The sequence below is a fragment of the Bradyrhizobium sp. AZCC 2230 genome (assembly GCF_036924495.1).
Classification (GTDB): Bacteria; Pseudomonadota; Alphaproteobacteria; order Rhizobiales; family Xanthobacteraceae; genus Bradyrhizobium; species Bradyrhizobium rifense.
Genome location: NZ_JAZHRS010000001.1, coordinates 1425374 through 1440050, shown reverse-complemented (window position 1 = coordinate 1440050; position 14677 = coordinate 1425374). Strand labels below are relative to the sequence as shown.

Genomic DNA, 14677 nt, shown 5'->3' with positions numbered 1-14677 from the left:
GGGCGATCTTCCATCAGGCCGCCGTGCGCGCCAGATAGTCGCGCGCGAAGGCGAGATACCAGTCGAGGCAGGCGGGATTGGCCATCGCTTCCTTGTTGATGACCTTCTCCACGGGCTGGCCGAGCAACAGCTTCTTGATCGGCAACTCCTGCTTCTTGCCCGACAGGGTGCGCGGGATCTCGGCGACGGCAAAAATCTCATTCGGCAGGAATCTACGGGAGAGACCGGCCTCGATCGCCTTGTTGATCTTGGCCTGCATCGCGGCGTCGAAGGCGACGCCATCGCGCAACACCACGAACAGCGGCATGTAGCTGTCGCGGCCGAGATATTCGAGGTCGACGACGAGGCTGTCGAGCACCTCCGGCAGCGCCTCGATCGCGGAATAGAGCTCGCTCGTGCCCATGCGCAGGCCGTGCCGGTTGATGGTGGCATCGCTGCGGCCGTAGATCACGCAGGAGCCGTCCGGATTGACCTTGAGCCAGTCGCCGTGGCGCCACACCGGCCCGCGGCCACTGCCGTCGAAATCATCCGGATAGGTTTCGAAATAGCTGGCGAGATAGCGCGCGTTGTCCTTGTCGTTCCAGAAATAGAGCGGCATCGACGGCATCGGCTCGGTGCAGACGAGCTCGCCGACCTCGTCGATCACGGCGCGGCCCTGTTCGCTGAAGGCTTCCACGGCGGCGCCTAACAGCCGGCACTGCATCGCGCCCGGCGTCTGCGGCAATTCGCGATTTCCCCCGATGAAAGCGCCGGCGAAATCGGTGCCGCCCGAAATGTTCGCCCACCAGATATCGGCCTGCGCTTGGCTGCCGTTGGTTTTCGACAAGCCAGCGAAGCGCTGGTTGAACCAGGTTTGCGTGTCGGCGCTGAGCGGCGAGCCGGTCGAGCCGAGGCAGCGCAGCCGCGACAGATCGCCGGCGGCCGTGAGATCGATCTCGGCCTTGGCGCAATTGGCGAAGAACGCCGCACCCGCGCCGAAGAAGGTCGACTTCGATTGCGCCACGAAGCGCCACGACGTGGTCCAGTCCGGCTTGTCCTTGGTGCCGCCCGGGCTGCCGTCGAAGATGCAGCAGGTGGTGCCGCTGAGCAGGCCGCCCACTTGCGAATTCCACATGATCCAGCCGGTCGAAGAGTACCAGTGATAACGCTCGCCGAACGAGTTCTCGTGGTAGGAGCAGCCGAGATCGTTGTGCAGGCCGAGCAGCGCCAGCACCACGATGACGATGCCGCCATGGCCGTGCACGATCGGTTTTGGCAGGCCGGTGGTGCCGCTGGAATAGACGATCCAGAGCGGATGATCGAACGGCAGCCATATCGGCTCGAACGCATCGATCGCGGTGCCCGTCCTTGCGGTGATGTCGGAGAGCAGGGCGTCCGGTGCGGCAGCCGCGGCGGCGTCGCTGTGCAGGATGACATGTGCGAGGCTCGGCAGTGATCGCCGCAGTTCGGCGACGACGTCCTTGCGATCATGCCTGCGCCCGGCATAGGTGACGGCGTCGCAGGCGATCAGCACCTTAGGCTCGATCTGCTTGAAGCGGTCGGCGATCACGGCGGGCGCGGCCATGTCGGGCGCGCAGACGCTCCAGACTGCGCCGATGCTGGCGCTGGCGAGAAACGCGACGATGGTTTCGGCGATATTGGGCAGATAGGCCGCGATGCGGTCGCCCGGCTTGATGTCCTTGTCCTTCAGATGCAGCGCCAGCGCGGCCACCTTGCGCTTGAGCTCCGGCCAGCTGGTCTCGTGAAGCTCGCCGTCCTCGCCGCCGCTGACGATCGCGGGCAGGCCGGCGGCATGCGCAGCGTCGACATGCCGGAACACCTGCCGCGCATAGTTCACCTGCGCGCCGGGAAACCACACCGCGCCGGGCATCTTGCGCTCGGTGATGACGGCCGTAAACGGCGTCGGCGATTGCAGATCGTAATAGTCCCAGATGCTGCGCCAGAAGCCGTCGAGATCGCGCACCGACCATTGTCGCATCTCCTCGTAATTCGCGAAGGTGAGGCCGCGCTGCGCGGCGAGCCAATTACGGTAGAGGGCGATCTGCGGGACGAAGGGAGCGGTCATTTTGTATCGGCTTCAAATTGCGGGGAAGGGGAATTTATGTCGAAAACAACCCCATGCACAGTAGCGGGGACATTGAAAGCATTCGCCATTTTTCAGTTGCTGCCAGGCAGGTCCTTTTCGGACTTGTCCGACGCGTACAGCCCACCGATATGGTGACCGTGCGTCGCTCAGTCATCCGGATTTGACACGTCGGGCAAAACACTGGCAGAGTGGCAATATCGGAAATTCGTAAGACCCGCGCGGAGAAATCCGCCGCGGGTTTTTTTCATGTTGGAGCAGTTGCCATGATCAATGGAACGCTATTGTCCCTCGCAACGAGCAACGCTGGTTCGCCGGTGAAATCCGGATTGGATTTGGAGCACTGGCCGCGCTGGATGCGCGAAGCGCTTGCAACTCAACCCGACGCGACAGCACCGGCCAAGCCGGAAACTGCGGCTCCGGCAGAACGCGTCGATCCCTCAAGCATACGAAAGCTGACACGTCGGCTCAACTCTTCGTGCTGGCGGTCTTGTCGAGCGCCGCACGTAAGCCCTCGGCCAGCTTCACGACGTCGTCGTTCGCCCAGAAGTGCATGAAGAAGAGCCGCGGCTGCTCGTCCAGCATGTGGCTATGGAGTGCCGTGACCTCGATACCGTGCGCCCGCAAGGCAAGAATGACCGGGTTCACCTCATCGCCGGTCAGCACGAAATCGCCCGTAATCGCTGCCTTTCCTCCTCCGGTCGGTTGGAAATTGATGCCGATCGCGACGCCCATCGGACCAACCGGAGTCAACGGCATACCCTCTTGCATGATCGGGTCGCGGCGCTTCACGTTGAACTGGTAGACGCCGCCATTGGACTGCCCCTTGATCCCGATGATCTGGTCTAGCCTGGCGGTATCGAGGTCGATAGCCGGTGGTGGGCCGGCCGGCGCTGCGACAGTCAGCGGCGTCTTGCCTTCGGCGAGCGCATCGTGGATCGCCGAGGCCAGCCTGACCGGGTCTCCGTGCCCGGCGACATGCATGTAGAAGGTCGCCGGACTTGCCCGCAGCAGGTGATTGTGCACGGCGGTGATTTCGAGACCGTTCGCGATCATCTTCGCCATCACGGGATTGATCTCGGTTTCCAGCAGCACAAGGTCGCCCATGACCATGACACCGCCGTGCGCGGGCTTGAACGCGACCCAGCCGCCCAGCGCCAGCGCCGGCTTGATCGTCACTCCGTCCAGAGTCACCGCGAGGTCCGTGCGCGGAAAGCCGTAGCGGTGAACGTCGTCCGAGATGGCGGGCTTGCGGCCGAGCGCATCGTCGACCTTCTGCCAGTCGACGTTCTGCGCACGGGCCGCCGCCGTGAACGGTCCCGAAGTCGCCGACAGGATGCACGCGCCGATGCCGATCACGGCCAGGATTGCTGTTCTCATCGCGAATCTCCTTCCTCAGTTTTTTTGTTCTTTGATCTGGCCGCCGCTGTCGACGACGAGCCGCACTTCCCTGCCGTTCTTCACCGCCTTCGCGGTGGTGCCTTCAGCGGTCGACTTGACGTCGCTGACTTGCGAGTATCCGGCCGCCTGGATCTTGGCGACGAGCTCTTCCTGGGTCAGAGCGCGGGCGGGTGAGAGTCCCGCCGCGAGCGTCACGACGAGCACTGCCCGATGGATCGATGATGTTCGCATCTGCGGTCTCCTGGTTGTCCCTGCCCCAGAAGTCGTCCTGTCCTTGGCTTCACCGCACCTTGTTGGTGGGCCAGTTGTGCGTCTCCTTGGTCGCGTCGCGGCACCATCTGTAGAACGCGTCGTAGACGAGCAGGCCTGCATTCAACTGTTCGAGGTCGTCGTCGAACATGCGCGACAGACCGAGCGAAGCGGCGAGCAGGCCCGGTGCTTCCGGCGACAGATCGAGACGCCCCGTGTCGGCGGCGCGGACCATAGTCGCCAGCCGCTCCAGCGCAGGCGTCGACAGGCCGAATTCCTTGACCATCACGTCGAAGGTGCAGAGTTCGCCCCGATGGCTCCAGAACACATTCTCAATATCGAAGGGCGTGGCGCTGAAGCGCTCCGCTACCGCTTCGACCTCCGACGCCGTGACAAAGAGGAACTGGGCGGTAGGGTCGACGAAGCGGCGGATCAGCCACGGACACGCAATCCGGTCGATCTTCGGTCGCGAGCGTGTGACCCAGACGGTACGCCTGCGTCCATCGCGCTTGGGAATCTTGTCGACCCGCACGGTCGGAAGCTGCGCTTCCTTCCAGGCGAGATGACCGCCTTCAAGACTCTCGGCGGCGACGTTGCTGCATCGGAGCCACGCCCCGATGCCTTCGCTAAGCTTCAGACCCTTTTGGCAAACCACGACGACGGATTGGCCGGTCACGCGGGAGGCCCAATCCTGCACGTCGACGTGTGAGCGGCGAACCGCACCGGGGATGAAGCGTGGATCGGCCGCAAAATCCTCATCAATGCGAACATCGATGAGCGTCGGCGCATTCGCCGTGCCAATCAGGCGGGATAATTTTTCAGAGGAGATCGAGGTATACGATGACATGCTGCGCCCTTGGTGATCAGGACGCGATTCTTGGGCATGTCGCCTCGCGGGGAGACCGCAAATCCCCGTGGGCGCAATAAAAACCCTGAAGGGTGCACTGTCAACCAGCCTCTGTTCGATGTCGACGGGCCGAGCGAGAGTGACAAAAGATCCAAGGACTTCGAAAGGTACGCAACACTTCGGCAGGTTTCTCAAGTTGCTATCGGCACGATCGCCAGGCTTGGCGTCGGTCCATTGATCGCCGGGCTACGGACCAGCCTCGAACTCTTTGGAAAGATCGACCGTGCCCGAAGCTCGACCACTCTCGCTTGTGGACCAATCGCGCGTATGATAGAAACGAGCTTCGGGCCTTTGACAACCGCCTGAAGAGCTCTCGAGCCAAGCGTTGTTTCGCTCCATTACGGAGGTGAAACATGACTTGCAGCAGCGCCGCCCGCGGTCCGACCAATACATGCCACGCAGTTGTACCCGCCGTTCCGAATCCTAGATGGTTTTGGAAATTCGTGCTGGCGCCGTTAGTCGGAATGGTCCTGTGGTTCGAACGACGCCGCCAATACGGTGAGCTTCTCGAATTAGACGACCGGTTGCTCGGCGACCTTGGCCTGTCGAGGACGGTCGTGGAAGAGGTACGACGGTCCTCCCTGTATTTGGACGCTTGGCGCGATAGCCGATGAATGTGCATGATTCGCACTCGCTCAGCGGCTGCGGCTGTCGTCGTGCGGCGGTCTCACAATCTCCGCGGATCGGCCATCGCTCCAGACCCCCGGCAAAGGTCGAAGGGCACCCTATCCGAAAACAATGGGTCGTGCCGGCAGCTGTCGGCGCGTGCCTCCATGCGAGCATAGCAGCGACCGCCCTTGCTGAAACAGGATCAACGCCCATGATTGCCATCGATCGCATGAACCTCGGATCGCCGCCGACAGGTTTCTTCTTCGCACGGACCGGTCAGGGCCCGGATGGAGCATGGACAGTCGTGTCGGACCCGACGGCCCCGTCGGGACGTGCGATCGAGCAGACCAGCACCGGCGGTGTCGGCCTGTGGACCAAGGCCGACAGCGTCACCCGGTTCGATCAGATTTCGATCAAGACAATACCGACGACCGGCAATTAAAGGCACTACCTCCAGATAGCGATGGATCTGCAAATGGGCACCGAACAACACTCTCCTCGTTCCAAGGTCGCTATCCTCTCGCGAGGAGATGCCGCCGCGCGTCGAGACACGACTATCAAGAACAGCCGCTTCGTCGACGTTTTCGAAGCGCTTGCCGCCGTCGGCATTGAAGCGCGCCGGGCGATCTACGACGAATGCTTCGCCGACGCGGTCCGCGAACAACTGCTCGCAGTGGACGGCGTGCTCGTCTGGGTCAACCCGATTCAAGACGGCCGAAACCGCGCCGGTCTCGATGCCCTGCTGCGTGACGTTGCCGCGCAGGGCGTGTGGGTCAGCGCCCATCCGGACGTCATCCTCAAGATGGGCACTAAAGAAGTCCTCTATCGAACCCGTTCGATGGGCTGGGGATCAGACACGGCGCTGTATCAAACCGCCGAGGCGATGCACGCTGAGCTGCCTGACCGGCTCACCTCCGGCCCGCGCGTGATCAAGCGCAACCGAGGTAACGGCGGCCAAGGCGTCTGGAAGGTCGAGAAGCTGTCGACTTCCCCCAAGATAAGGGTGCTCGACGCGACCAAGGATGCGTCCGAGGAACTGACGCTGGATGATTTTCTCCGTCGCTGCGCGGAGTATTTCGAAAACGGCAGCGTCATCGACCAGCCGTTCCAGCCTCGCCTGAGCGAGGGCGTGGTCCGCTGCTACATGGCAGGCGATCGCTGTGCGGGCTTCGGCCACCATAAAGTCAAAGCCCTGATCGAGTCACCGGCCGCCCGTTCTGAGGCTGGGCCACGGCTCTACACGTCCAACGCAGACCCGCGCTTCCAACGGCTGCGCCGGCTGATGGAGGACGAGTGGACGCCACAGCTAACCTCGTTGCTGGATATCGCGCGAGATGACCTGCCCGTGATCTGGGATGCCGATTTCATGCTCGGCCCTGTCCAGGCCGACGGGAGCGACAGCTACGTGCTCGGCGAAATCAACGTCAGCTCGGTCCATCCCTACCCGGGCGAGGCGCCGGCGGAGATCGCCAAGCGGGTTGCCGATCGGCTTCAATTGCAGGGAAGGGGAGTCTAACGGCGGGCAAAACACTGGCAAACTGGCATCATCGAAAAATTCGTAACACCCGCGCGGAGAAGTCCGCCGCGGGTTTTTTCATGCCGGTGGAGGAATGCCATGATCAAGGAACAATTGTCGCCTGCCGAGTCGTCAGGTCCGCTGGAAGGCGAAAGGATTGAACGAGACGTGTACCCGAAATATCGTGACGGCTGAGGCTTGGTCACGACATGATGCAGATCAACACAAACAGGCGCGAGCGAGCAAACCTCCGGAGGCACCATGAACCGTCGTGATTTTGGTATCGCACTTGGCGCGCTACCGCTTTTATCGTCGATCGTTGGAGCAGTATCGCCAGCCGAAGCGGCGGAGGTAGCAAAGCCCAAGATCGGCATGCTGATCTATCCCGGTATGATCTTGCAGGATCTGGTTGGGCCGCAAACCGTCTTTTCGATCCTTCAGGCCGACGTCAGGCTGGTTTGGAAAGATAAGAGCCCGGTCGCGACCGATGTCGGCATCGCGCTGCCCGCGACCGATACATTTGACACTTGTCCCGCGGAGCTGGATGTCCTGTTCGTCCCGGGTGGCCTCGGGGGATCCATTGCCTGTATGAAGGACGAGGACGTCATCGGATTCCTCGCGTCGCGTGGTCCTCGCGCGCGGTACGTGACAAGCGTTTGTACCGGATCATTGGTCCTGGCCGCTGCCGGCTTGCTCCGAGGATATCAGGCAACGTCACATTGGTATGTGCGCGACCTGCTGCCGCTGATGGGCGCTACTCTCAGGGCAGAGCGGGTCGTCGAGGACCGCAATCGGCTCACTGCTGGAGGCGTTACCTCCGGGATCGACTTTGGACTGACACTTGCGGCCCGGCTCTCTAACGAGGACACGGCCAAGCGGATACAGCTGTTGATCGAATACGATCCAAAGCCGCCTTTCGACGCTGGCAGCCCGGAGAGTGCTGGTCCGGCGCTGACCCGCGAGATACTCCAACGCCGCGCACCTCTCATTGAGGCGGCTCGAAAAGAGGCCGAGATGGCCAAAGAGAGATTGGGAATTTAGTCTCAAACTCAACGACCGCCGAGCTGAGCATCGTGCCACCCTGACCAGGTCAAATGACGATCAAACAAATCGGTATCGCGACATCATCGAAAAATTCGTAACACCGGCGCGGAGAAATCCGCCGCGGGGTCGCGCTGGATGCATGAAGCGTTTCCAATTCAGCCCGAGGCTACAGTACAGTTGCATTCTGAGCGACTCCTCGCCGACACAGGCGCGATAATCTCGATATCTGGAGCGCTCGGGGTATTGGCGATGCTCTGGTTGTGTCCCTCAAGATGATTCCGCCACCGCGTGTCCGAGTTGCAGTTCGGTATCGGACCGGGTTTGAAGCCCGCGCATGATCAGCGATGCCCCGCGCGCCCGTGTACTCGGTTGGGCTGCAGATTCGAAGAATGCCGCCAGCGCATGTTGAAACACGGCATCGGGCGGGAGCGTGACTTCGTTCATGAGAGCCTTGGCACCAGCCAGAGCGTGCTTTTCGAATGAGGCCAGACGGCGCGCAAAACCATCGACGAATGCCTCAATCTCCTCGTCGGGTAAGGCGCGGTTGACATAGCCGTACTGCTCGGCGCGGTCTGCGGAAAAATCGTCCGCCCCGAGAATGACTTCCAGGCCGCGGCCTCGCCCCATTAGCCCGGCGAGCCGGGCCATGGGATTCCCGCCGGGGACCGCCCCTATGCCGACTTCGAATTGCCCGAGAATTGCCCGCTCGCGACTGGCAAAGCGCATGTCACAGGCGAGAACAAACTCGCTCCCCGCTCCGCGTGCGCGACCGCGAATTTCGGCGATGGAGGCGACCGGCGCGCGTGACAATCGCACGAGCACGTCGATCCACGGGTGCATCCCGGTTGGCCCCGGTGGCATCGCGGCAACCTTCGCCTTGTCGGCAAGGACATCCCAATGTGCCAGGAAGAAATCCGGATCTGCGCTGCGGAAAACAACCACCTTTATGTTCGAATCCGTTTCCATTGCAGAGAGTAAATCCTGCAGCTCGCCGATCGTGTCCGGATCGATCAAGTTGATGGGCGGATTGCTGAAGGTCGCGATCCACAGGCCCGCGGACGGTCTTTCGAGGGTGATTTGGGGCATGGCAAACTCCGGCTGTTGTGAGGAAGACCTACGAGATGACGTCGTCGGCGCGAGCAAGGAGGCCTCCGGGAATTTCGATTCCAGTAGCGGCGGCCGTGCTGAGGTTAATGACAAATTCGAAGGTTGTCGGTTGGACGACGGGAAGTTCGGATGGTGGAGTGCCCCTGAGGATCGCACCAGCATAGAGACCAATCTGACGGTATCCATCGGGCGAGCAGATCCCATAGCTCATCAGACCGCCCTGGGCGGGATAGTCCCGGAACTGATAGATCGCCGGAATTCTTCGCTGTTTTTCATACGTAATAATGCGCTGCCGCCGGGTGTCGAAGAACGGCGCCGAGCAGACCAGTAGCGCGTCCGCGCGGGCAGTTCTCAGCCGGTCGAACGCCTCTATGAGTTCGTCGTCAGTGCTGGCATGGACGATCGCCGCAGAGCGGCGGATCTCGCGCGCGGCCTGGGTGACTTCCTCGATCTGCATCGGCGCCTGTTCGAAATTGCCATCGATGAGGACACCGATCCGCTTGGCGCGTGGCGCGATCTCGTGCAACAGCGACAGGCGCTTTGCCTCCAACTCCGTGGCGAGAAAGGTTACGCCGGTCATGTTGCCGCCAGGTCGGTTCAGGCTGCTCACGAGGCCGCTCTTTATTGGATCGCCTCCGACCGAAAAGACGATTGGGATGCCGGCTGATGCAGCCTTCGCCGCCATCGCGGAGGGTTCGCCTCCGGCAGCAATGAGCACGGTTAGGTTCTGTTTGACGATGTCAGCCGCCAATGCGGGAAGCTTCTCGTAGTCACCGTCGGCCCAGCGATAGTCGATCTCGACATTCAGGCCATCGGTATAGCCGGCTTCGGCCAATCCCTTGCAAAACCCGGCAAGGGTGCGGCCGGAGTCGTTGCGCGAGCGGCTGCTCAGAAAGCCGATGATGGGCTTGCGGCATGCCTCCCTCGAACATGGGGGCCAAACCGCGACTGAGGCCAGGACCTTCAGAAAATCTCGACGCTTCATGATCAGAACTCCCTGGCTCCCTTTGCTCTAGACGAGGATGTCTTGGCGAAGTCCGCTGCACGGGACCGGCGCCCGGAGGCGCCGATCCGATCCATCAATCGGCCAACTCGTCAGCTGTCGCTGCGAAAATGCTGTCCGAGATGGCCCTAACGACCTCGGTGGTCGTCACGATCGCGCTGGCGTAGTTCGGCATGTTGATCTCCAGCGCGGCGTGCATCATCTCCTCGGAGTAATCGGCGACGGCGTCCCTGACGACCGTGACGTCGTAGCCAAGCTCGGCGGCAAAACGGACGGTCGCCTCGATGCAGGTGTGCGCGATCATCCCGATGACGATTAGGCGCTGGATGCCGTGCCGCTTGAGCTGGAGATCGAGATCGGTGTTGGCAAAACCGCTCGAGCACCAGTGTTCGCTGGCGACGATCTCACCGGGCTCCGGCACGAACTCGGCGCGGAACTCGCCGCCCCAGGTGCCGAACTCGAAGGTTCGGCTGTTCCACGCTTTGCGTTGGATGGGGGCGACGTACTTCCAGGACTCATAGTCGCCGGCGCGATAGCGGTGATGCATCGCATAGAACACCCGGAGCTCTGCGATCCGCGCAGCATGCAGCACCTGCTGCATGTGCGGAACGCAATCGTTCGCTTCGGCCACCGCCTTGATCCGGGGCCAGATTTTGCCGCCCTCCGAGATGAAGTCGTTGTAGGGATCGACCACCAGGAGGGCGGTGTCGTTCTTGTCGTACGAAAGATGTGTCATGTGACTCTCCGTTGCGACGGTGCCGTCGTGTCAGTTGTTCCTGAGCGCGGCACGCTCGATGCTGGCCGCGAACTCCGGCGTTTCGCTCTGATTGTGTGCGATCGAGGCGGGTTGGCGCTGCGCGCGGAACAGGTCGAACGGAATGCCCTGCTTGCCGATGAACGCCATGAATTCGTCGGTGGCGTGCGAGCGGACGCGGTTGGTGAACTCGCACTTGCCCGGCTCGATCTCCTTGACGCTCAACTCCCAGGTCACGTGAATGGTGGTGCGCCCGGTCGGCGTGAACACGTCGGAGGTCGAATCGAGGATCAGATGGCCCTTTTCGCCGAGGGTCTCGACGTAGTGCTGCACCATCAGGCTACCGCCGATGGTTTCGACGTTGATCGACATCCGCTTGCCGTCCGGCGCCGTCGTGAAGCCCGCGGCGATGTGCGCCGGCGAACAGCCCTGATAGTCGCGTTCGGACAGGTTGAAGCACCATGTCGGAATGTCGATCCGGTCGATCGGCGCGTTGATGATGGCGGTGAAGCTGGAATCGACGATCTGGTTGCTGGTCATGGCTCGGTCTCCTTGTTGCGTTGTGCGCCGTTGCTGTCTGCGAGACGTCGCGGCCACGTGTTGTGATCCGCGTGACGCTGTCGCAGATCGATCGGCCGTTCGTCCTGCACATACCTTGGTGCGGACGATCGAAATTTGCTCGTTATCGATTGTTATGGATCGTTAGCCGGCGCGGCGCCGCGCGAGACCAGCAAATAGCGGACCGACCAGGCCTCATTTGCGGCCGGAAGGCCAAGCGTTAGGGCGCTGCGAGTTTTTGTTAGGAGCAGTGGTCTTCGTCGGATGTTGCAGTCCGCCTGTCCCGACCAAACGGCGCTGATGCGGCCCTTGGTGATTTCACAAGTTATTGGCTTTCAAGGCGAAAGTGTTCGGCAACCTGGCTCGCCTGGGAGCAGGCGTTCATGTCGGCTATGGCGCCGCAGCACTACTTTTTGCTCTCGGGATCGGATATCACGATCCCCAAGACGCCAATCTTTTCGTAATCGCCCGAATCTCTGCGGCACATCAAGAACAGCGCCAATCAATGTCGACAGTGCAGAACACGGAGATCGTGTCGTTCGGTCCTTTCCGTCTCAATCTGACCGAGCGCGTGCTGACCAGGAACAGCGAGCAGGTCGAACTCGGGGGACGGGCCTACGATCTCTTGGTGGCGCTGCTATCGCGCCCCAACGAGCTGATCAGCAAGGCCGAACTGCTACGGCAGGTATGGCCGGGTCTCGTGGTCGAAGAGGGCGCCTTGCGCTTTCACATCACCAACCTTCGCAAGGCGCTCGGTGAGGGCAGTGAAGGCAATCGCTACATCGTGACCTCGTCCGGGCGCGGCTATACTTTCGTGGCGCAAATCGCTCGTTCATCCGGTCAAGCGCCACCCGCGAGTGATGCAACTTCTTTTCAGCAGGCCAATTTGCCGGTGCGTCTGCCGATGATCGATCGCGAGGTCGAGATCGAGGAGATACCGGCGCGGCTGATGGCAACACGCTTCGTGACCATCGTAGGCGCCGGCGGCGTCGGCAAGACGACGCTTGCGATCGCGGTTGGGCACCGTCTGATGAGGAGCTTTGATGGTGCACTATTGTTCGTCGATCTCAGCATGGTCAGCGATCCAACCCTGGTGGGAACGGTGGTGGCATCGCTGCTCGGCCTGTCGGTGCAATCCAGCGACGCGACACCCAACATTGCCGCTTACCTGAGAGACAAGCGGATACTTCTGATTCTCGACACCTGCGAACATCTGGTCGCGCCCGTCGCTGCGTTCGCATCGTCTGTGTTCGCGGCCGCACCCAACGTCTATATTCTGGCGACGAGTCGCGAAGCGCTGCAAACCGATGGAGAGAACGTCTACCGGCTGGACACGCTGGCCTGTCCGCCCGACGGCACGGAGCTGACGGCCGAAATCGTCCGGACATTTCCGGCAGTCCAACTCTTCGTCGAGCGTGCCCGCGCGAGTGGCGCGCAGCTGGATTTCAGCGATGACGAGGCACCCGTTGTCGCCAGCATGTGCCGCAGGCTTGACGGCGTGGCGCTGGCCATCGAGCTCGCGGCCCGCCGCGTCGAGAGCTACGGGGTGCATGGAACGGCCGAATTGCTCGACCAGCGGCTTGCGCTCTCCTGGCTCGGGTCGAGGAGCGCCCCGCCCCGGCAGAGGACGCTGCACGCGACGCTGGACTGGAGTTTTGGTCTTCTCTCCGATATCGAGCGGATCGTTCTCCGCAGGCTCGCTGTCTTCGTCGGACACTTCACGCTCGACGCGGTCACCGCCGTATGCGGACGGGACGTCGGCCAAAGTGACGTCCTCGGCGCGATTGACAGCCTCATCGCGAAGTCGATGATCGCGACCCGCCCGGTCGGGATCGTGATGAGCTATCGGCTCCTCGATACCACGCGCGCGTATGCCCGCGACATTCGGATCGCCGACGACGAAGCCCGGGACCTTGCCGTCCGGCACGCGGCCTACTACCGGGATTGGCTGGAGCAGCGCGGACGCGACTGGGCCATCTTCTCGACGGGGGCGGAGCGGGCCTCGCATTTCGGCAGCATGAACAATGTGCGCGCCGCGCTCGATTGGTGTTTCGGCGAGGACGGAGACATCAAGCTCGGCATTCAGCTTGCCGCCGCAGCCGTCGATGTCTTCCTGGCGATGTCCTTGCTGGCCGAGTGTCACCGCTGGTCCCAACGCGGCTTGATCGCGCTCGATGCTGCTGCTTTCGGAAGCTCCGATGAAATGCGTCTCCAGGCGGGCCTCGGGGTCTCTTCGTCGCAGATGTACGGGGAGAGCGACGCCGTCAATGACGCACTCAACAGGAGCCTCGCCATTGCGGAGGCTAGGGGAGATACGGCTTACCAGGCTGGATTGCTCAACATGCAATACATCTTCCACGGGCGTAGTGCGCATTTTAGGATATTGCTCGACTACGCTAGGCGTTGCCACGCCCTGGCCGAGAGATCCGGAGATCTCGCGATCAAGGCGCTCGCCCACTCCGAACTCGGCATGGCGTTGCAGTTTTCGGGCGATTTCGCGGGCTCGCGCCGTGAACTCGAATCCCTGATGGGAATTCTGTCGCATGCCCGGCAAGGCTCGGTTCTGTTGGGCTACGATCCGCATTATCGGTCGATCATGGCGCTGGCCCGGACGCTCTGGCTGCACGGTTATCCGGATCAGGCGGCGGATCACGCAAGGGAGGCGGTCAAGGCTTCCGAAGCCACAGGACATTCCGCGGCGCTTGCTCTGGTGCTTGCCGGGGCTGGCACGGTCTTTCTCTGGCGCGGTGACCTCGATGACGCCCAGCACTACGTCGATCGCTCCTATTCGCTCGCCGAAGCAAACTCCATGGGCCCGCTGATGGCAATCGGACGGTGCCGCAAGGCCGAACTAAAAATCCGCCGAGGAAATTTGCAGCAGGGCGTCGATGATTTGCGGACAGGCCTGAAGCCCATCCACGCCGCACGCCACGAGTTGCTCACCACCGAGTTTAATATGGAACTCGCGCTTGGCTTGCTTTCACTGGGACAGCCGAACGAGGGCGTTGCTCTCGTCAACGCGACGATCGAGCGGGTCAACGCGAGTGGTGAGTTCTTTCAGATGCCCGAGCTGATACGCTTGAAGGGCAAGCTGCTTGGCGCGCTTTCCGCATCGCGCTGCGAAGAGGTAAAAGCCTGCTTTCAGCAATCGCTTGACTTGGCCCGCGAACAGCAGGCTGGTTCTTGGGCGTTGAGGACTGCCACCGATCTCGCTGAGCTGATGGCTAGTACGGGAGATCGGATAGGCGCCAGAGCATTGCTCCAGCGATCATACGGCCGCTTCACGGAAGGCTTCGAAACGGCCGACCTGAAAGTTGCGGCAGATTTGCTCAGGACCCTGGTTTGATGTCCGGAGTTGGCGCCATCGCGAGATACTGAGCTGCCGCACGAACTTGGTCGTTATGGGAGCAAAGCGGACTTAGTCACCAGCCACACGATGCCGCCGG

Annotated in this window: 13 protein-coding genes; 5 read left to right on the top strand and 8 right to left on the bottom strand. The window is 61.9% G+C overall.

The window, feature by feature from the left end:
• Positions 1-13: 13 nt before the first annotated feature.
• The 4 genes from V1280_RS06905 to V1280_RS06890 all read right to left on the bottom strand — a co-directional run bounded on the left by V1280_RS06905 (position 14) and on the right by V1280_RS06890 (position 4580).
• The gene (locus tag V1280_RS06905; RefSeq protein WP_334520841.1) at positions 14-2065 is read right to left on the bottom strand and encodes an acetoacetate--CoA ligase; all 2052 of its coding nucleotides are present in this window, start codon (positions 2063-2065) and stop codon (positions 14-16) included.
• A gap of 486 nt (positions 2066-2551) precedes the next feature.
• The gene (locus V1280_RS06900; protein WP_334520838.1) at positions 2552-3463 is read right to left on the bottom strand and encodes a DUF1259 domain-containing protein; all 912 of its coding nucleotides are present in this window, start codon (positions 3461-3463) and stop codon (positions 2552-2554) included.
• Positions 3464-3478: 15 nt separating this feature from the next.
• A complete protein-coding gene (locus V1280_RS06895; RefSeq protein ID WP_334520835.1) occupies positions 3479-3715 on the bottom strand; it encodes a hypothetical protein in 237 nt (78 codons plus the stop codon).
• Between the two features lie 49 nt (positions 3716-3764).
• Entirely contained in the window at positions 3765-4580 is an 816-nt protein-coding gene (locus V1280_RS06890; RefSeq protein ID WP_334538211.1) for a sulfurtransferase/chromate resistance protein, read from the bottom strand.
• Between the two features lie 413 nt (positions 4581-4993).
• Here V1280_RS06890 and V1280_RS06885 point away from each other — a divergent pair, with 413 nt between their 5' ends.
• The 4 genes from V1280_RS06885 to V1280_RS06870 all read left to right on the top strand — a co-directional run bounded on the left by V1280_RS06885 (position 4994) and on the right by V1280_RS06870 (position 7806).
• On the top strand, positions 4994-5254 hold the full coding sequence (locus tag V1280_RS06885; protein ID WP_334520832.1) for a DUF1127 domain-containing protein: 261 nt from the start codon (positions 4994-4996) through the stop codon (positions 5252-5254).
• A gap of 206 nt (positions 5255-5460) precedes the next feature.
• Positions 5461-5691 carry a hypothetical protein gene (locus V1280_RS06880; protein ID WP_334520829.1) on the top strand — a complete coding sequence of 77 codons (231 nt, stop codon included), beginning with the start codon at positions 5461-5463 and terminating at the stop codon, positions 5689-5691.
• Positions 5692-5724: 33 nt separating this feature from the next.
• Positions 5725-6765, top strand: coding sequence for a Cj0069 family protein (locus V1280_RS06875; RefSeq protein WP_334520826.1), 1041 nt, complete (start codon positions 5725-5727; stop codon positions 6763-6765).
• A gap of 261 nt (positions 6766-7026) precedes the next feature.
• Positions 7027-7806 carry a DJ-1/PfpI family protein gene (locus tag V1280_RS06870; RefSeq protein WP_334520823.1) on the top strand — a complete coding sequence of 260 codons (780 nt, stop codon included), beginning with the start codon at positions 7027-7029 and terminating at the stop codon, positions 7804-7806.
• A 270-nt stretch (positions 7807-8076) separates the two neighbouring features.
• Here the strand turns inward: V1280_RS06870 and V1280_RS06865 are convergent, their stop codons facing one another.
• From V1280_RS06865 to V1280_RS06850, 4 genes are all read right to left on the bottom strand, one after another.
• Complete coding sequence (locus tag V1280_RS06865; RefSeq protein WP_334520820.1) at positions 8077-8895, bottom strand: enoyl-CoA hydratase/isomerase family protein; 819 nt, start codon at positions 8893-8895, stop codon at positions 8077-8079.
• 28 nt (positions 8896-8923) lie between these two features.
• Positions 8924-9901, bottom strand: coding sequence for an ABC transporter substrate-binding protein (locus V1280_RS06860; RefSeq protein WP_334520817.1), 978 nt, complete (start codon positions 9899-9901; stop codon positions 8924-8926).
• 94 nt (positions 9902-9995) lie between these two features.
• Positions 9996-10655, bottom strand: a complete 660-nt coding sequence (locus tag V1280_RS06855; RefSeq protein WP_334520814.1) for an isochorismatase family cysteine hydrolase — start codon at positions 10653-10655, stop codon at positions 9996-9998.
• Positions 10656-10685: 30 nt separating this feature from the next.
• The gene (locus V1280_RS06850) at positions 10686-11213 is read right to left on the bottom strand and encodes a hypothetical protein (RefSeq protein ID WP_334520811.1); all 528 of its coding nucleotides are present in this window, start codon (positions 11211-11213) and stop codon (positions 10686-10688) included.
• 364 nt (positions 11214-11577) lie between these two features.
• Between V1280_RS06850 and V1280_RS06845 the strand changes: the two genes are divergently transcribed.
• Positions 11578-14577, top strand: a complete 3000-nt coding sequence (locus tag V1280_RS06845; RefSeq protein WP_334520808.1) for an ATP-binding protein — start codon at positions 11578-11580, stop codon at positions 14575-14577.
• Positions 14578-14677: the final 100 nt, after the last annotated feature.